Below are 17867 nucleotides of genomic sequence, written 5' to 3'. Positions count from 1 at the left end.
ATCCATGGTGTCAGGATTTTGCAAGCATTTTTGTATATTTCGCAGCATCCTCAACTGACATTTTTTCCATCACTGCAATGAGCTGATCATCTTTAATAGAAGTTAAAATCAGCAAAGCCTCTTCATCTGATAAAAACGGGATGATTTCAGCGGCTTTTTTGCTGGACATCTTTTCATAGAGTTTGGCGATATCTTTTTCTTTATTTTCTGTTCCAAGCAGCTGTTCTTTGAGGGACTTTACTTCTTGGCTGAGCTGCTGAATTTCTCTCACTTTAAGGTCAGCGTCGTTTTCTGCGGCAGATATTTCCTGCTGCTGTTTTTCAATGGTGTTTTTTTGAAACTTATTAGCTTTCTCAAGCTCTGCTGTATGGGAGGCATCTGCATTTTTGCTGTTTTTTTCCTCATGAACGCTCGTATGTTCTGCAGTTCCCTGCAGATGCAAGATCACTCCTTTCATTTTCCCTGCCACATCTACGCGCGCTACTGTTAAGATGACCGTAATGAACGTGACAGTAAATATAAATGGAATGACAATTACAAAAAATGTCCATTGAAGCTTGCTTGAATCATTCTCATTGTTTTTCACAGTATTTTCACCTAATTTCCCCGAAGTGCAAAGGCCTGAATCGAGAGATCATCCATGAACTTTGATTCTGATGTTTTCACATGTTCGAGATGAACTTCATCATGCTTTTCTTTCATTTTTTCATATTTCTTTACTTCAATATTTTTTTCAGTAAGCTCAAGCTGTTTTTCATTCATGTTTTCTCTTGTCATAACGACCAGCCGCTGATAATGGGCAATCGTTTTTTCTAAATTAGTGACAAACTGCTGAAAGTGGCGGATTTCCTGTACAGGCATGCCTGTGCTCAGCTGCCTTATGGTTCTCTCTTCGAGCACCTCTTTTTTCTTCAGGCAGTCATACAGCTTTTCTGCGGCTTTTTCAAATTCAAAAACAGAACGGTTATAGTCTTCAAGAGACTTTTCTTTTTCATTTTCTTTTAATTCAAGCACTTTTTGAAACCGGTATGTATATTTCACCCATTCTCACCTTTTTCAATCAATCGTTCTAATGAGGCTGTGCTCTCTGCAAAAGTGATTTTATCATGCACATCCTGTTTTAAAAATGAAATAATCTTCGGATAAAATCGGATGGCATCATCAATCTCCCTGTTCGAACCTCTTTTGTAAGCTCCAATATTAATCAAGTCTTCAGAATTCATATAAGCTGCCAGTAATTCTCTCAGTTTTGCCGCATTCTTTTTCTGATGATCAGAAACAATTTGATTCATTACCCTGCTTATGCTTTTTAATACGTTGACTGCCGGAAACTGGCCTTTGTTAGCCAAGCTGCGGTCAAGCACGATGTGTCCATCGAGTATTCCCCGCACTGTATCCGCAATCGGCTCATTCATATCGTCACCATCTACAAGCACGGTATAAAAAGCAGTAATGGTTCCTTTCTCGTTTGTGCCTGTCCGCTCTAATAGCTTAGGCAGGACGGCAAAAACACTTGGTGTATAGCCTTTGGCTGTTGGAGGTTCGCCGACTGCGAGTCCTATCTCTCTTTGTGCCATGGCAACCCTTGTAACAGAATCCATCATGAACATGACATTCATGTCTTTATCCCGGAAATATTCAGCGATGGCTGTAGCAGTATATGAAGCTTTCATTCTCATTAAAGCCGGCTGATCTGAGGTTGCCACTACTACAATAGAACGTTTAAGCCCTTCTTCTCCCAGATCCTTTTCAATGAATTCCCTGACTTCACGGCCGCGCTCTCCTATTAGAGCGATCACATTCAGATCCGCTTTTGTATTTCTTGCAATCATTCCCATGAGTGTACTTTTCCCTACGCCGCTTCCCGCAAAAATCCCTACACGCTGACCTTTTCCTACAGTCAGCAGGCTGTCGATCACGCGAATGCCTACTTCCATCGGTTCATTTATTGGGGGTCTTCTCATAGGGTTTGGAGGACTTTGTTCAGCAGATATTGGCGTTAAACCTTTTGGCAAAGGGGATAGATTTAGAGGATGGCCATACGCATCTACAACTTGACCGATCAAACCAGAACCTACTTTTATTTTCAAAGAGTCATTTGTTGCTTTCACGATACTGCCTGGTGAAATCTGTGAAAGATGCTCAAATGGCATCAATAGGACGTTTTCCCCTTTGAATCCAACCACTTCAGCCGGAATTGCTGATTCCTTACTGGAACCTGTATGAATATAGCATAAATCTCCTATTGAACTTTTCGGGCCTCTTGACTCAATCATCAGTCCAATCACTTTGATAACTTTTCCATATCTTTTATAAGAATCCAGGGTATCTATTCTCGAGATTAACTCCTCTGCTTTCAAAAAGTGCTCATTCCTCTCCAACCAATTCAAGCATTTGCTGCTTCAGCTGCTGAAGCTGTACATCTATTCCTGCATCCACCTTTCCAAAAGGTGATTCAATTTGACAGCTTCCTTCTGGCAATGAATCATCAGGAAATATAAACAAGTCTGATTTAGACATAAGCGTATTCTCTAATTCATTTTTTTGTTTTAAAACATGACCATAATGTATCGGATGAACAAAAATTTTAATTTCAGGATACTCGCGAACTTCATTTAATGCTTTTTTAACAAGCTCCAAAAACCACTTCGGATTTTCTTCCATTTCAATAAAAATCAGCTTCTCAGCCAATTTAACAGCAAGCTTGACGATCGTTTCTTCAGCTGAAACAATTTTGCCGATATAATCTTCCTTTGATTGCTGAACAATTTCCCGTGCGTCTTCAAGATGGGATATGTATTGCATGTAGCCTTCTTCTTTTCCGGCATTCAGACCGGCAAGGTATCCTTCTTCTCTCGCTACTTCTTTTTGCATCTCCCGCTCAGAATTCCATTGCTGCCGCTCAGCCTCTATATTAATTCGGATGCTTTTCGCTTCAGCTTTAGCTTTTTGAACAAGTGTTTCAGCTTCCTCGCTTGCCTGCTGCAAAAACACTTTTGCTTTCATTGACAGTTCTGGATTTCCCCTTACATTTGAAGGAGGACTGAAGTCGATTGTCTTTAATAAAATTGATTTTTTAGCGTCTTCCTGCTGAAGTGCATGTGCCGATTTAATCAATTTAGACAATGATATCATCTCCTCCGCCGCGGGCGATTACGATCTCGCCGGCGTCTTCAAGTCTGCGTATAACTGCAACGATGCGTGACTGAGCTTCCTCAACATCACGAAGTCTGACTGGACCCATAAACTCCATTTCTTCTCTAAATGTCTCTGCCATTCTCTTTGACATATTTTTAAAGACAACTTCTTTTACTTCCTCGCTTGCAACTTTCAGAGAAAGCATTAAGTCCTCGTTCTCCACGTCGCGGATGACGCGCTGAATCGCTCTGCTGTCAAGTGTCACAATATCTTCAAATACAAACATTCTCTTTTTTATTTCCTCTGCAAGTTCCGGATCTTGTATTTCGAGAGAATCAAGAATGGTCTTTTCTGTACTGCGGTCTACACCGTTAAGAACTTCTACTACAGCTTCGACGCCGCCTGTCTGTGTATAATCCTGCGTGACAGATGATGATAATTTCCGCTCAAGGATCTGTTCCACTTCATTGATAATTTCCGGTGAAGTACGGTCCATTTTAGCGATGCGCCTTGCAATATCAGCCTGCTGCTCATGCGGCAAGCCAGATAAGATCTTGCCTGATTGTACGGGGTCCAAATAAGATAAAATAAGGGCAATTGTTTGGGGATGCTCCCCCTGTATAAAATTAAAGATATGTGCAGGATCAGCTTTTCTTGCAAAATCAAAAGGTTTAACCTGCAGTGAAGATGTCAGCCTGTGAATGATGCCTGATGCCCGATCTTCTCCCAAAGCTTTTTCGAGAATCTGTTTCGCGTAAGAGATGCCTCCTTGAGAGATAAATTCCTGAGCCATCGCAATTTGATGAAACTCTTCAATGATTTCTTCTTTATTTTGAGAATCTACATTTCTGACTCCTGAGATTTCAAGAGTCAGTCGTTCAATTTCCTCTTCTGATAGATGCTTATAAACAGATGCAGCTACATCTGGACCAAGGGAAATCAGAAGGATGGCGGCTTTTTGCTTCCCAGTAAGTCTTCCATTGTTTGCTCTTCTTACCATCACTTAAAACCTCCTATTCTTCCGTCAGCCAAGATCTGAGCAGCTTCGCAAAATCTTCCGGTTTTTCTCTGGCCATTTTTTCTAATTGTTTTCTCCTTACAGATGTCTCGCTTTCATGCTCATTATTTACATCGGGCAGGATCAATTTCTCTTGTACAAAAATGTCTTCTTCATATTCGTCTTCTGCTTTGCGTTTTTTTCTAAATAATAAAACCAGAAGGATAACAATAATCAGGAAGAGAATTCCACCCGCCGCATAAAGCCAGACTGGAAGAAATGATTTCGTCTCATCCACCAGGTCCATTTTCCCTGCAAACGCTTGTACAGAAACGGATATTTTCTCCTCTATCTGTTCATCTGTAAGCGGCTCTGCCGTTTCATCCTTATTTATCGAAGTACGGATGATCGTCCCAAGGAGCTTTTCAATGTCATTTACACTTTCAGCAGATAATGAACTTGGGTCATCTGAAGAAGGGGGTTCAACCATGACTTGAATTCCTAAATCACGAACTTTATATGGACTTTCAACGATTTCTTTCTTAACACGGTTTACTTCATTATTTATTCGTTCTTCTATTTTTTCATAATCCCCTGTACCTTCACCCTGGACAGCTTCATAGCCAGGTATATCATCTTCTCCAGCTCCAGTAACGCCGCCTTCAGGTGCACCTTCGCCTGTATATGTCTCAGTAATTCTTTCTACACTTACCGCAAGACCTTCCATATTTTCCTTATCAACAGGCTCTACGATGGTTTCTTCTCTGTTTTCCTGGGTAAAGTCTAAATCAGCAGTTACAGATACAACTACTTTATCCTGCCCCATCATCGTTCCGAGCATTTTTTGGACTTGACGCTGAATATCCTGCTCAATTTTCGTTTTCAGATCATACTGAGTGGAAATATTTTCAACAACAGGAATATTTTTATTATTTTTTAAATCAAAATACTCAAAATTTTGATCCATAATGACGATATTATCTGTAGATAGATCAGGAACACTTTTTGAAACGAGATGATAAAGGGCATTTACCTTTGTCTGATCAAGCTGTATTCCGGGCTTCATGCTTAAGACAATAGAGGCGGTAGATGAGCCATTGTCTTCATTAACAAAAACAGATTCTTTCGGAAGATTTATCATGACCTTTGCGTCATGTACTCCCTCAATACCTTTTATTAAATTTGAAAGTTCTGTTTGTGTGGCTTTCAGCTTCAAAACATCAAATTCGTTATCCGTCATCCCAAATCCAACATTTTGACCAAAAAACGAATAGTCGATCACACCGCTGTTCGGGATTCCTTCAGCTGCAAGCTCAACTTTTAGATTGTCAACCATCTCAGAGGGCACCAATATTGTTGCACCATTATCTGTGATTTTTGATTGAATCCCTTGAGCATCCAGCGTTTCCTTTATTTGACCTGTCTCCTGGGGGGATAGATCTTTATAAAGCGCTACAAGATCGGGATTTGATGCCATATAAGATCCAATTCCAATAAAAAGAAGCAAAGCAGCAATTCCGCCAATGATAAAAGCCTTTTGTGCTTTCGTGCGTTCAGTCCAAACCTGTACTATTTTATTTCTAAATTCCATTAACTTCTGATTCATTCCTGGAAATCCCCCGATAATGACGACATGAATGCTGCATAGAGAAGTCGGCATCCATCGCTAGTTTTATACATATTAAGATTATATTTGCATTCTCATCATTTCCTGATATGCTTCTACTGCTTTATTTCTGATTTCAATTGTTGCAAGCATGGTTACACTCGCCTTTTCAGCGGCAATCATAACATCCTGCAATTGAACATTTTTCCCTTCTGCTAATGCAGCGGTCATTTGATCTGATTTCACCTGCATGGAATTCACTTCATTGATTGATTGTGTTAAGAAATCGGAAAATGAGGTCTGTTGAGTTTGTTTATTTTTTTGAACGTCCTGAACTTGACTTTCCTTAACTCTCTGCATCTGAAAGGGTGATATAGCTTGAATCATGGATCCTCAATCCTACTTTCCTAATTCTAATGTTTTCATCAGCATGTCTTTAGAAGCGTTAAAAACTGTTGCATTTGCCTCGTATGACCGTGTGCTGCTCATTAAATCAACCATTTCTTTTAGAGGATCAACGTTAGGGAGCTCTACATATCCTTGATCATTTGCATCCGGGTGTTCAGGATCAAATACCAGTTTAAATGGAGTTTGATCCTCCTTGATTTCTGTGACCTTTACACCAGACAAGTCATTTGCCACTTTACCCTGTGCTCTATGTAAGTGAGATAAAAACGTATTTCCATTTGGCTCAGTTACGACCATTTTTCGCCGGTAGGGCTGCCATTCTCCATTTTCAAAGACAGCTCTTGTTGTATCGGCATTTGCCATATTGGATGAGATGACATCCATTCTTAATCTCTGCGCTGTTAGGGCAGAAGCGGTTGTATTTAACTGACTGAAAATATTCATAATCAGCTTCCTCCTCTAATCACCGTTTTAAGCGAGTTAAATTTACTGCTTAAACGGTCGATAAGTGCATTGTAATAAATTTGATTTTCAGCCAAGTCTGACATTTCACGATCTGCGTCTACATTATTGCCGTTTGCCTGGTAGGATGTGTTTGCTTTGGATTTAATCGAGTAGGATTCTTGTCCTGATCCGAAAGAAAGATGACGCTGATCAGTCTTTTTAGCTAGAAGCCTGCTCACTTCAGAATCTAAGGACTGTTTGAAGTCAATTTCTTTCGATTTATAATTGGGAGTATCTACATTGGCAATATTTTGACTAATTACTTTTTGCTTAATTGCAGATCGATTCACAGCATTTTCAAGCGATTGAATGGTTTCAGAAAAAATTTTCATTTAGTCCCCTCACAAAATCCCTATACCTTTCGAATGATATATTGTCTAATTATGTTAAATCTATACTGTAATTGTAAGAAATAATAGTCTTAAAGTCTATAAAGGTTTTGTAAAAAAAGGTCGGAATTTGTATCTATTTTTATTCTAGTTCTTTTTACCTAGTGTTTTCACACTATTCCCCAGGGTGATTTAATAGTCATAGGTATTTTTACACCCGAATTAACATTTTGTCTAGGCAAAACAAAAAAGCACTTCAAAAGAAGTGCTTTTTTGTAATGATATTGTTAATTTGTTTTTAATTTTTCAAGTTCAAATAGGAATTTATCATTTAATACTTTAATGTACGTGCCTTTCATTCCAAGAGAACGTGATTCAATAACACCAGCACTCTCAAGTTTGCGCAATGCATTAACGATAACCGAACGGGTAATTCCTACTCGGTCAGCAATTTTACTCGCAACCAGCAAGCCTTCATTTCCATTTAATTCTTCAAAAATGTGCTCAATTGCTTCTAACTCACTGTAAGATAAAGAGCTGATTGCCATTTGAACGACTGCTTTGCTTCTTGCTTCGTCTTCAATTTCTTCTGCTTTTTCACGAAGAATCTCCATTCCGACAACTGTAGCTCCATACTCAGCAAGAATTAAATCATCATCCTCGAATTGAGCCTGCAGACGAGCTAAGATAAGTGTTCCCAGACGCTCTCCGCCTCCAATGATAGGTACAATTGTAGTTAAGCCGCTTTTGAACAGCTCTCGGTTTTCAACAGGGAAAGCTGTATACTCACTGAAAACATCAAGGTTTGATGATGTTTCATTGACGTTAAATAAATTCTTTGTGTATTCTTCAGGAAATTGACGATCTTCAAGCATTTGAATCATACGCTCATTCTCAATCTGCTGATTGATGGCAAATCCTAAAAGTTTGCCGCGGCGGCTGACGACGAATATATTTGCTTCGATGACATCACTTAATGTTTCCGACATTTCTTTGAAATTAACTGGTTTTCCTGCTGCCTTTTGAAGCATAGCATTAATTTTTCTTGTTTTTTGCAATAAAGCCATTAGTAAGTTCCTCCTGGAAATATGGAATTATAAAATAAATTGACTTAAGTCTTTGTTTTTAGCAATTTTGCTTAATTTATCCTCGACATACTGAGGTGTGATCGCTATTTTATCTAATGTGATCTCGGGTGCTTCAAATGAAAGGTCTTCGAGAAGTCTTTCAAGTATTGTATGAAGTCTTCTTGCCCCGATATTATCCGTGTCCTGATTGACCTGGAATGCAACCTCTGCAATCTTACGAATAGCATCGTCAGAAAATTCAAGTTGTATACCTTCTGTTTCCAATAAAGCCGAATATTGCTTCAGCAGAGCATTATCTGGCTCCGTTAAAATCCGGACGAAATCTTCTACATTTAATTTAGTCAGTTCAACACGGATAGGGAATCTTCCCTGAAGCTCCGGAATTAAATCAGACGGTTTGGCAATATGGAATGCACCTGCAGCAATGAACAGCACGTGATCTGTTTTGACAGATCCATATTTTGTTACCACTGTTGATCCTTCAACGATTGGGAGGATATCGCGCTGAACTCCTTCTCTGGATACATCAGCTGAAGAACCAGCTTGATTCTTCTTGGCGATTTTGTCGATTTCATCTATGAAAATGATGCCCATCTGCTCTGCGCGCAAAACGGCGTCTTGTGTAACATCATCCATATCAATCAGTTTTTGCGCTTCTTCACTTGTCAGAACTTTTCGCGCCTCGCGCACTGTGAGCTTGCGCTTTTTCTTCTTTTTAGGCATAAAACTGCTTAATGCGTCCTGCATGTTCATGCCCATTTGTTCCATACCCGATCCTTGAAGCATATCAAACATTGAAGCATGCTGTTCTTCTACTTCCACCGTGACATGGTGTTCTTCAAGTTCGCCTAAAGCAAGCTGATGAGCAATTTTGCGTCTTTTTTCTTCTGTAGACTGCTCTTCAGCTGAATAATCATCTTGTTCTTGTGAGGTACCCTGAGCACCGCCGAAAAGCATTTCTAATGGGTTTTTATATGATGTTTGCTTTTTCTTGCCTGGAACTAATAATTCTACAAGTCTTCTATTGGCATTTTCTTCAGCTGAGGATTTTACTTCTATCATTTTTTCTTCTTTTACTAATCGGACTGATGTTTCAACTAGATCACGGACCATTGATTCAACATCACGTCCTACATAGCCGACTTCAGTGAATTTGGTTGCTTCAACTTTTATGAAAGGAGCTCCTACAAGCTTTGCAATTCTTCTTGCAATTTCCGTCTTGCCTACTCCGGTAGGTCCAATCATTAAAATGTTCTTCGGCACAACTTCATCGCGAAGGTTTTCTGACAGCAGACTTCTGCGGTAACGGTTTCTTAAAGCAACAGCAACCGCTTTTTTTGCGTCTTTCTGACCAACAATATACTGATCCAAACGTTCAACAATTTGTCTTGGCGTCATTTCTTTCATTTGATCATTACTCCTCTCTTTATAACTCTTCTACTGTTATATTCAGATTTGTATAAACGCAAATTTCTCCGGCCATCTGAAGTGCTGCTTCTGCTATTTCTTTTGCTGAGAGCGCATCTCCAGAATATCTTTTAAGCGCTCTTCCTGCTGAGAGAGCATAATTTCCGCCAGATCCAATCGCTAAAATCCCGTCATCAGGTTCGATCACTTCGCCTGTACCAGAAATGAGAAGGATATCTTCTTCGTTCATGACGATGAGCATGGCCTCAAGCTTTCGCAGCACTTTATCGCTGCGCCATTCTTTTGCCAGCTCGACCGCTGCACGCTGGAGGTTTCCATTGTATTCTTCAAGCTTTCCTTCAAACATTTCAAATAAAGTGAACGCATCTGCTACTGAACCGGCAAATCCAGCAATGACCTTGCCGTTAAATAGCTTTCGCACTTTTTTTGCAGTGTGTTTCATTACAACTGAATTGCCGAATGTTACTTGACCGTCGCCTGCCATTGCACATTTGCCGTTGTGCTGGATCGCAAAAATGGTCGTCGCATGAAATTGAGACATACAAATTCCTCCGTAATCTTTTTCTTTAAGCACGCGGATGATGAGACAGATAAATGTTTCGTAAATGATCTTTTGTCACATGAGTATAGATTTGTGTAGAAGATAAATGGGAATGGCCTAAAAGCTCCTGAACGCTTCTCATATCAGCACCTTCATTCAAAAGGTGTGTCGCAAACGTATGCCTGAACATATGCGGGCTGATATTCATTGTTGAAGAAGTCTTCTTAATCATTTCATTTAAAATGTGCCGGACCCCCCTTACAGACAAAGGTCCGCCCCGCTGATTGACAAAAAGATGATCATGATCTCCATTTTGTTTATCTTTAAGAAGCAGCTGCTTTCTTCCTGAAGATAGATAAAGTTCCAAAGTGTCCTGTGCAAAGCTTCCAAAGGGAACATAGCGCTGTTTTCCGCCTTTGCCGTTCACAAGGACAGTGCCTATATGCAAGTCAAGATCGGAAAGCCTGATTTGACACAATTCGCTTACCCTTATACCTGTACCATATAAAACTTCAAGCAATGCCTGATTTCTCTGGCCGGCTGCAGCAGCAGGATCTGATAGAGTAAACAGCTGCTCGAGCTCTTTTTCATATAAGTATTGAGGCAGCCTCTGCTCTTTTTTGGGAAGAGAGACACTCGCAAATGGATTTTCTGCTGCTAGCTTTTCCCGATTAAGGAATCTGTAAAAGCTTCTTAACGAAGAAATTTTTCTTGAAATTGTTTTTCTGGCAAAGTTTTTTTGATGCAGCTGAGTTAAGTATAATCTTGTATCAGAATATGTAATGAGCTGAAGATCAATCAAGGATTGCTCCTTCATAAATATAAAAAAATCTTCTATATCAGCAACATAATTCACTATTGTATATTGTGAATAGTTTTTCTCAATTTGTAAATATTCTACGAACAGACTTAAAGAATTCTTAACATTTTCCATCATAACACCTCACAAGGGCTACTAAATGTTATCATACATTCAGCAGCCCTTGCAAATGATTTCTATTATTTTTTCGAAATTTTTTGAATTGTTTCTATCGCTCTGTTAGCGTATCTTTCATAGCGTTCTTTTTTATTTTTGATGCGCTCAGGAAGCTCTGCAAAAATGCCAAAATTCGCATTCATAGGCTGGAAATTGTCAGGATTTGCTGTTGTAATGTATCTTGCCATGCTTCCCATTGCAGTCTCATGCGGAAGCACAAGCAATTCTTCCCCAAGAACATAATTTGCAGCATTGATGCCTGCCAATAAGCCTGAAGCTGCAGATTCTACATAGCCTTCAACACCTGTCATTTGACCTGCAAAGAACAGATCCTCTCTCTCTTTATACTGATAAGTCGGCTTAAGCATTTTAGGAGAATTAATGAATGTATTCCGGTGCATGACACCGTATCTGACAATCTCTGCATTTTCTAAACCCGGGATCAGCTTCAATACTTCCTTTTGCGGCCCCCATTTTAAATGTGTCTGAAAACCGACAATGTTATAAAGAGTGCCGGCAGCATCATCCTGTCTGAGCTGAACAACCGCATGTGGTCTTTTTCCAGTCTTCGGATCTTCAAGTCCAACTGGTTTAAGCGGGCCAAAAAGCATTGTCTTTTTACCGCGTTTTGCCATTACTTCAATCGGCATGCAGCCTTCAAAGAAAATTTCCTTTTCAAATTCTTTTAGAGGAACAGTTTCGGCTTCAATGAGCGCATCATAGAAACGATCAAACTCTTCTTCTGTCATCGGGCAGTTTAAATATGCTGCTTCGCCTTTATCATAACGGGATTTCAAATATACCTTATCCATGTCAATGCTGTCTTTTTCAAGAATTGGTGCAGCTGCATCATAAAAGTACAAATATTCTTCACCAGTAAGCGCCTTTAATTGCTCGGATAACGCTTTAGAAGTAAGCGGTCCAGTTGCAATAATTGTAGGACCAGCGGGGATTTCAGTTACTTCGTCAGTGATGACCGCAACATTAGGATGCCCTTTCACCCGATCCGTAACAAGGGCTGCAAATTCGTGACGGTCAACTGCCAGTGCGCCTCCTGCTGGTACTGCACAATCGTCAGCAGATTTAATAATGACTGAATCAAACATTCTCATTTCTTCTTTCAGAACGCCTACTGCATTTGTTAAACCATTTGCTCGCAGGGAATTACTGCACACCAATTCTGCAAATTTATCTGTATGATGAGCAGGTGTTTGTTTAACCGGTCTCATTTCATACAAGTTTACCTGGACTCCGCGATTTGCAAGCTGCCATGCTGCTTCACTTCCGGCAAGACCGGCTCCAATTACATTTACTGTTTTATTGTTCATTTTTTTAACCTCCATAAAACACATAAAGAAGGTGAGCAAGACTTCGCTCACCTTTACTTTTGCTGTTCTTCTTTATAATCACAGTTCACGCACTGTACCTGCATGCCCTTTTTAAGTTTTTTCTCAACTAGCATATTATCACATTTTGGGCATGATCTTGCAATCGGTTTATCCCATGATAGGAAGTCACATTCTGGAAATTGATCACAGCCATAGAAAATGCGGCGTTTCTTTGATTTTCTTTCAACGATATTTCCTTTTTCACATTTCGGACAAGGAACCCCGATTTCTTTCACAATCGGTTTTGTATTGCGGCAATCGGGGAAATTCGAGCAAGCCATGAATTTTCCGTAACGCCCCATCTTAAACACCATTGGGTTGCCGCATTCTTCACAGTCCACACCTGCCGGTTCATCTTTAATTTCGATTTCTTCCATTTCATTTTCAGCGACTTCCAGGCGCTTTGCAAAATCTTTATAAAAATCGTCAATGATATTGGCCCATTGTACATTTCCGTCTTCAATTTCATCAAGACTGTTTTCCATTTTAGCCGTAAATTCAACATTAATGATTTCAGGGAAAAATTCCATGATCAATTCAAGAACGATCTCACCAAGCTCAGTCGGAATAAATCGTTTATTATCAAGGGCAACATAGCCTCTTTTCTGAATTGTATCAAGAGTAGGTGCATAAGTTGACGGTCTGCCTATTCCAAGCTCCTCAAGCGTTTTTACAAGTCTTGCCTCTGTATAGCGAGGGGGAGGCTGAGTGAAATGCTGAGCAGGTTCTATATCCTTTGAATAAACCACATCTCCATTTTGTAAATCAGGAAGCATGCGGTCCTTCTCTTCCACTCCATCATCATTTCCTTCGACATATACTTTCATAAATCCGGGAAATTTAATTTTGGAGCCATTTGCTCTGAACATTACATCGTTATTGTTTAAATCGACACTCATTGTATCAAGTACGGCAGATGCCATTTGACTTGCTACAAAACGTTCCCAGATTAATTTGTATAAACGCAGCTGATCGCGGCTTAAGAATTCTTTTAAAGATGCAGGATCCTTCAGAGTTGAAGTAGGGCGGATCGCCTCATGGGCATCTTGGGTATTTGAATTTTTTTTCGCAGCCTTCTTCTCTGTATTCGTAAATTCTTTGCCATACTTCTGTTCAATGAAAGTAAATGCTTCTTGCTGAGCTGTTTCAGAAATTCTTGTAGAATCTGTACGCATGTACGTAATCAGACCGACAGTCCCCTCTTTACCAAGGTCCATTCCTTCGTATAACTGCTGTGCAATCATCATTGTCTTTTTCGCTCTGAAATTCAATTTACGGGCCGCTTCCTGCTGGAGTGTAGATGTTGTAAATGGAACTGCTGGATTACGTTTTCTTTCTTTTTTCGAAACGTTTGTGACTGTAAAATTGTTGCCTTTGATTTTATTTAATACTTCGTTAACATCAGCTTCGGTTTTTAATTCCGCTTTTTTCCCGCTGATCCCAAAGAATGCACCATCGAAAAGATCTTGGTCTTTTAAGAATTGACTTTCTATTGTCCAGTATTCTTCCGGAACAAATGCCTTTATTTCTTTTTCGCGGTCAATGATTAAACGGACAGCAACAGACTGAACGCGTCCCGCGCTTAATCCTTTTTTTACTTTTTTCCAGAGAATCGGGCTGATTTTATACCCGACTAATCTGTCCAGAATACGTCTCGCCTGCTGAGCATCAACTAAATCCATGTTGATGGGACGAGGATGTTTAAATGATTCTTTGATGGCATCCTTTGTTATCTCATTGAAAACGACACGGCAGTCTGACAGTACGTCAACGTCAAGACTATGAGCGAGGTGCCAGGCAATAGCTTCCCCTTCGCGATCCGGGTCAGCTGCGAGATAGACTTTTTTGGCTTTTTTTGCTGCTGTTTTTAATTCTTTAAGGACTGGCCCTTTCCCCCGAATAGTAATATATTTCGGTTCGTAATTCCCCTCAGTGTCTACGCCGATCTGACTTCTTGGAAGATCGCGGACATGCCCCATAGAAGCTTTAACCTTATATTTTTTTCCTAGATATCGTTCAATTGTTTTCGCTTTTGCCGGCGATTCAACAATCACTAAAAAATCCGACATACATGATCCTCCTTAAAGAGGTGTTCTCTCTCTTTATTTTCATACTTTCACTTTTTTAAATTTATGAGTTTATCTTTTAAATGAAATGATATTCCTGCCGCATACAAAGAATAACGCATACATTCCATGATTTGCTTAAACAGGTTAAATCTCCACTATTATTAAATATTGTGATGCAGTTTGTCAAACAGTAAATGAACATAAGAAGGAAAAATACGCTTATTATACCTGCAAAATGAGATCATTTATGATATCGCTTCCGTCTTCTGCGAGATATGCCCCCTGCTTGATCAGCTGATTTGCTCCAGCAGAGAAATCATCAAATATGGACCCCGGAACAGCAAAAACCTGTCTCCCCTGATCTATTGCAATGTTAGCCGTAATCAGCGATCCGCTTTTCTCTTTAGCCTGCATCACAACTGTTCCAAGGCTCAAGCCGCTAATGATCCGGTTTCTTTGGGGAAAGTGCCATTTTTGAGGTTTTACATTTGGAGGATGTTCCGAGAGGACAAGCTGTTCAGAGGACATTTTTTCAAACAGAGCTTTATTTTCCTTAGGATAAAAGTGTTGTAATCCCCCTGCAATAACTCCGATTGTTGCTCCCTTTTCATTTAAGGCGGCACGATGGGCAAGAGCGTCAATACCTTTAGCCAGCCCGCTTACAATGGTCCATCCATCGCTGACTAAGGGCGGCACAATTTTTTGCAGCGCATTTATGCCGTATGTTGTTGGATTCCGTGTTCCTACTATGCTGATCATTTTTTTTGATTTTAGACGAGTTATGTCACCTTTATAAAAGAGAATTGGAGGGGGATCTGGAATCTCACGCAGCAGTTCTGGGTAAGTTTCATTAAAAAGAGTGAGCATATGAAAGTTCTGTTCATCATAATATGCCTTTATGTCTTGGAGGTTAAATGAGTGGAAATCTTGAAGAAATTGTGGAAGTGTTTGATCTGTAAGCTTGAAAAGCAGCTGAATCTCTTGATCTGTGAACCTGTATAGGGATTTTAAAGTTGAGTCGGCTTTAAACAGTTTGAAAAAATTAAGGTGGCGAAAGCCCCTGCAGTGCGATAAATGGATAAGCGTTTTTTCTATTTCGAGCATTTTAAGTCCCTTTCTACTATTATATATTGTTTTTATAAAAGGCATATCTTGATTGATTTTCGGAGTATTCATTTTGGATTGGAAAAGAGCGATATAGAAAGAAAGGAATAGCATATTATGCTATTCCCAGATCTTTTTAATGTGTTTTACATTTTTCCAGCAAATTATTTTCTTTTAAAGCTTCAATTAATGTTTCACCCATAACAGATGGAGTGTCAGCAACTTTTATGCCGCACTCATTCATTGTTTTAATCTTTTCGGCCGCAGTACCCTTGCCGCCTGAAATAATCGCACCAGCATGGCCCATGCGCTTTCCAGGAGGTGCTGTTTGACCGCCGATAAAGCCAACAACTGGCTTTGTCATGTTTTCTTTAATCCATAATGCTGCTTCTTCTTCAGCAGTTCCGCCGATTTCGCCGATCATGATGACTGCATATGTGTCCTCATCTTCATTGAATGCCTTAAGAACATCGATAAAGTTTGTGCCGTTTACAGGATCTCCGCCAATACCTACAGCTGTAGATTGACCGATGCCTGCTTGAGTGAGCTGATGAACAGCCTCGTATGTTAATGTTCCTGAACGTGATACGACGCCAACATGTCCTTTTGTATGAATATATCCAGGCATGATGCCGATTTTACATTCATCAGGTGTGATGACACCCGGGCAGTTTGGTCCGACAAGGCGGGTTTTCTTGCCTTCCATGTAACGCTTCACATTAACCATATCAAGAACCGGAATGTGTTCAGTGATACAGATAACGAGATCAAGTTCAGCATCAACAGCTTCCATGATTGCATCTGCTGCAAATGGTGCCGGAACATAAATGACTGATGCATTTGCACCTGTTTCTTTAACAGCATCTTCAACTGTATTAAAGACAGGAACTCCTTCTACTTCCGTGTTTCCTTTTCCCGGTGTAACTCCGCCTACTATTTTTGTGCCATACTCAAGCATTTGCTTTGTATGAAATAGCGCAGTAGATCCTGTAATCCCCTGTACAATTACTTTAGTATCTTTGTTAATAAATACGCTCATCTTAAGTCCCCTGCCTTTCTTACCCTACTAAAGATACGATTTTTTGTGCGCCATCAGCCATTGATTCTGCAGATGTGATATTTAAACCGGATTCATTTAAGATTTGTTTGCCAAGCTCAACGTTAGTGCCTTCTAAACGGACAACTAAAGGAATTTCAAGGCCGACTTGTTTCGTAGCCTCAACAACACCCTGAGCGATAATGTCACATTTCATAATTCCGCCGAAAATGTTGACGAAAATCCCTTTTACGTTTTGATCTGAAAGGATAATCTTAAATGCTTCTGTTACCTTCTCAGCCGTTGCACCGCCCCCAACGTCCAGGAAGTTTGCCGGGTCCCCGCCGTAGTACTTGATGATATCCATCGTTGCCATTGCAAGTCCTGCTCCATTTACCATACAGCCGATATTTCCATCTAAAGAAATATAGCTTAAGTCATATTTAGAAGCTTCGATCTCTTTAGCATCCTCTTCATCAAGATCACGGTATTCAAGAATATCTTTTCTGCGGTAAAGGGCATTTGAGTCAAAGTTTAATTTTGCATCCAGCGCCATTACTTTCCCGTCTCCTGTTACAACAAGAGGATTGATTTCAGCAATTGAACAGTCTTTTTCAGTGAATGCTTTGTACAGGCTCATCATGAATTTAACAGCCTGCCCGACTAATTCTTTCTGAATATTAATATTAAAAGCAATTCTGCGAGCCTGGTAAGCTTGTAAACCTACAGCAGGATCGATTACTTCTTTGAAAATCTTTTCAGGAGTTGCTTCTGCAACTTCTTCAATTTCCGTTCCGCCTTCTTCAGATGCCATTAAAACAACACGTGAAGTTGCGCGGTCCAATACAAGTCCGATATAGTATTCTTTCTTAATATCGCAGCCTTCTTCGATAAGTAAGCGTTTTACTTCTTTGCCTTCCGGACCTGTCTGGTGGGTAACTAGCGTTTTCCCTAAAATTTCATTCGCATAAGTTTCCACTTCTTCAATATTCTTTGCAACTTTTACCCCGCCAGCTTTTCCGCGGCCGCCCGCATGGATCTGAGCTTTTACAACAACTACTTCAGTACCTAATTCTTTTGCTGCTGACACAGCTTCTTCAACTGTGAAGGCAACTTTGCCGTTTGGTACTGCTACTCCATATTTTCTAAGGATTTCTTTTCCTTGATACTCATGGATATTCATTTCTCATCCTCCTAACTTATGTACGAAAAAATAGACTGCGCTTTCATTTTATAAAATAGTTGATACCTTGTC

The 17867-nt window shown here is 40.0% G+C and carries 18 protein-coding genes; all 18 read right to left on the bottom strand.

Features of this window, described 5'->3' with window-relative positions; translation table 11 throughout:
• Positions 1-10: 10 nt before the first annotated feature.
• The gene (locus LIT25_10610; GenBank protein USK35703.1) at positions 11-586 is read right to left on the bottom strand and encodes a hypothetical protein; all 576 of its coding nucleotides are present in this window, start codon (positions 584-586) and stop codon (positions 11-13) included.
• 11 nt (positions 587-597) lie between these two features.
• On the bottom strand, positions 598-1041 hold the full coding sequence (gene fliJ / locus LIT25_10605; protein ID USK35702.1) for a flagellar biosynthesis chaperone FliJ: 444 nt from the start codon (positions 1039-1041) through the stop codon (positions 598-600).
• Positions 1038-2360: a flagellar protein export ATPase FliI gene (fliI, locus tag LIT25_10600; GenBank protein USK35701.1), complete on the bottom strand. Its 1323-nt coding sequence runs from the start codon at positions 2358-2360 to the stop codon at positions 1038-1040. Before fliI ends, fliJ begins: the two co-directional genes overlap by 4 nt.
• A gap of 7 nt (positions 2361-2367) precedes the next feature.
• Positions 2368-3126 (bottom strand): flagellar assembly protein FliH, encoded by a 759-nt coding sequence (fliH, locus tag LIT25_10595; protein USK35700.1) that lies wholly within the window; start codon positions 3124-3126, stop codon positions 2368-2370.
• A complete protein-coding gene (gene fliG, locus LIT25_10590; GenBank protein ID USK36233.1) occupies positions 3119-4138 on the bottom strand; it encodes a flagellar motor switch protein FliG in 1020 nt (339 codons plus the stop codon). The genes fliH and fliG overlap by 8 nt, the downstream gene beginning before the upstream one ends.
• Positions 4139-4151: 13 nt before the next feature.
• Positions 4152-5741: a flagellar M-ring protein FliF gene (fliF, locus tag LIT25_10585; GenBank protein ID USK35699.1), complete on the bottom strand. Its 1590-nt coding sequence runs from the start codon at positions 5739-5741 to the stop codon at positions 4152-4154.
• Positions 5742-5822: 81 nt separating this feature from the next.
• Positions 5823-6128 carry a flagellar hook-basal body complex protein FliE gene (gene fliE / locus LIT25_10580; protein ID USK35698.1) on the bottom strand — a complete coding sequence of 102 codons (306 nt, stop codon included), beginning with the start codon at positions 6126-6128 and terminating at the stop codon, positions 5823-5825.
• 12 nt (positions 6129-6140) lie between these two features.
• Entirely contained in the window at positions 6141-6593 is a 453-nt protein-coding gene (flgC, locus tag LIT25_10575; GenBank protein USK35697.1) for a flagellar basal body rod protein FlgC, read from the bottom strand.
• Between the two features lie 2 nt (positions 6594-6595).
• Positions 6596-6985, bottom strand: a complete 390-nt coding sequence (gene flgB / locus LIT25_10570; GenBank protein ID USK35696.1) for a flagellar basal body rod protein FlgB — start codon at positions 6983-6985, stop codon at positions 6596-6598.
• A gap of 284 nt (positions 6986-7269) precedes the next feature.
• Positions 7270-8049 (bottom strand): GTP-sensing pleiotropic transcriptional regulator CodY, encoded by a 780-nt coding sequence (codY, locus tag LIT25_10565; protein ID USK35695.1) that lies wholly within the window; start codon positions 8047-8049, stop codon positions 7270-7272.
• A gap of 27 nt (positions 8050-8076) precedes the next feature.
• Positions 8077-9477 carry an HslU--HslV peptidase ATPase subunit gene (gene hslU / locus LIT25_10560; protein USK35694.1) on the bottom strand — a complete coding sequence of 467 codons (1401 nt, stop codon included), beginning with the start codon at positions 9475-9477 and terminating at the stop codon, positions 8077-8079.
• Positions 9478-9496: 19 nt separating this feature from the next.
• Positions 9497-10039, bottom strand: coding sequence for an ATP-dependent protease subunit HslV (gene hslV, locus LIT25_10555; protein USK35693.1), 543 nt, complete (start codon positions 10037-10039; stop codon positions 9497-9499).
• 25 nt (positions 10040-10064) lie between these two features.
• Positions 10065-10973, bottom strand: a complete 909-nt coding sequence (xerC, locus tag LIT25_10550; GenBank protein ID USK35692.1) for a tyrosine recombinase XerC — start codon at positions 10971-10973, stop codon at positions 10065-10067.
• A 65-nt stretch (positions 10974-11038) separates the two neighbouring features.
• Positions 11039-12343: an FADH(2)-oxidizing methylenetetrahydrofolate--tRNA-(uracil(54)-C(5))-methyltransferase TrmFO gene (gene trmFO / locus LIT25_10545; GenBank protein ID USK35691.1), complete on the bottom strand. Its 1305-nt coding sequence runs from the start codon at positions 12341-12343 to the stop codon at positions 11039-11041.
• A gap of 53 nt (positions 12344-12396) precedes the next feature.
• On the bottom strand, positions 12397-14472 hold the full coding sequence (gene topA / locus LIT25_10540) for a type I DNA topoisomerase (protein ID USK35690.1): 2076 nt from the start codon (positions 14470-14472) through the stop codon (positions 12397-12399).
• A 222-nt stretch (positions 14473-14694) separates the two neighbouring features.
• Entirely contained in the window at positions 14695-15576 is an 882-nt protein-coding gene (dprA, locus tag LIT25_10535; GenBank protein USK35689.1) for a DNA-processing protein DprA, read from the bottom strand.
• 136 nt (positions 15577-15712) lie between these two features.
• A complete protein-coding gene (gene sucD / locus LIT25_10530; protein USK35688.1) occupies positions 15713-16615 on the bottom strand; it encodes a succinate--CoA ligase subunit alpha in 903 nt (300 codons plus the stop codon).
• Positions 16616-16634: 19 nt separating this feature from the next.
• Positions 16635-17795 carry an ADP-forming succinate--CoA ligase subunit beta gene (gene sucC, locus LIT25_10525; GenBank protein ID USK35687.1) on the bottom strand — a complete coding sequence of 387 codons (1161 nt, stop codon included), beginning with the start codon at positions 17793-17795 and terminating at the stop codon, positions 16635-16637.
• Positions 17796-17867 lie beyond the last annotated feature (72 nt).

This window comes from Bacillus sp. F19 (genome assembly GCA_023823795.1).
Lineage (GTDB): Bacteria > Bacillota > Bacilli > Bacillales > Bacillaceae > Bacillus_P.
This window is presented reverse-complemented; position numbering and strand designations above follow the sequence as displayed.

What these genes read in the sequence shown, in the direction of transcription:
- fliG (USK36233.1), bottom strand. Translation starts at nt 4,138, where the DNA reads ATGGTAAGAAGAGCAAACAATGGAAGACTTACTGGGAAGCAAAAAGCC.
- fliF (USK35699.1), bottom strand. Translation starts at nt 5,741, where the DNA reads ATGAATCAGAAGTTAATGGAATTTAGAAATAAAATAGTACAGGTTTGG.
- fliE (USK35698.1), bottom strand. Translation starts at nt 6,128, where the DNA reads ATGATTCAAGCTATATCACCCTTTCAGATGCAGAGAGTTAAGGAAAGT.
- flgC (USK35697.1), bottom strand. Translation starts at nt 6,593, where the DNA reads ATGAATATTTTCAGTCAGTTAAATACAACCGCTTCTGCCCTAACAGCG.
- flgB (USK35696.1), bottom strand. Translation starts at nt 6,985, where the DNA reads ATGAAAATTTTTTCTGAAACCATTCAATCGCTTGAAAATGCTGTGAAT.
- codY (USK35695.1), bottom strand. Translation starts at nt 8,049, where the DNA reads ATGGCTTTATTGCAAAAAACAAGAAAAATTAATGCTATGCTTCAAAAG.
- hslU (USK35694.1), bottom strand. Translation starts at nt 9,477, where the DNA reads ATGAAAGAAATGACGCCAAGACAAATTGTTGAACGTTTGGATCAGTAT.
- hslV (USK35693.1), bottom strand. Translation starts at nt 10,039, where the DNA reads ATGTCTCAATTTCATGCGACGACCATTTTTGCGATCCAGCACAACGGC.
- xerC (USK35692.1), bottom strand. Translation starts at nt 10,973, where the DNA reads ATGGAAAATGTTAAGAATTCTTTAAGTCTGTTCGTAGAATATTTACAA.
- trmFO (USK35691.1), bottom strand. Translation starts at nt 12,343, where the DNA reads ATGAACAATAAAACAGTAAATGTAATTGGAGCCGGTCTTGCCGGAAGT.
- topA (USK35690.1), bottom strand. Translation starts at nt 14,472, where the DNA reads ATGTCGGATTTTTTAGTGATTGTTGAATCGCCGGCAAAAGCGAAAACA.
- dprA (USK35689.1), bottom strand. Translation starts at nt 15,576, where the DNA reads ATGCTCGAAATAGAAAAAACGCTTATCCATTTATCGCACTGCAGGGGC.
- sucD (USK35688.1), bottom strand. Translation starts at nt 16,615, where the DNA reads ATGAGCGTATTTATTAACAAAGATACTAAAGTAATTGTACAGGGGATT.
- sucC (USK35687.1), bottom strand. Translation starts at nt 17,795, where the DNA reads ATGAATATCCATGAGTATCAAGGAAAAGAAATCCTTAGAAAATATGGA.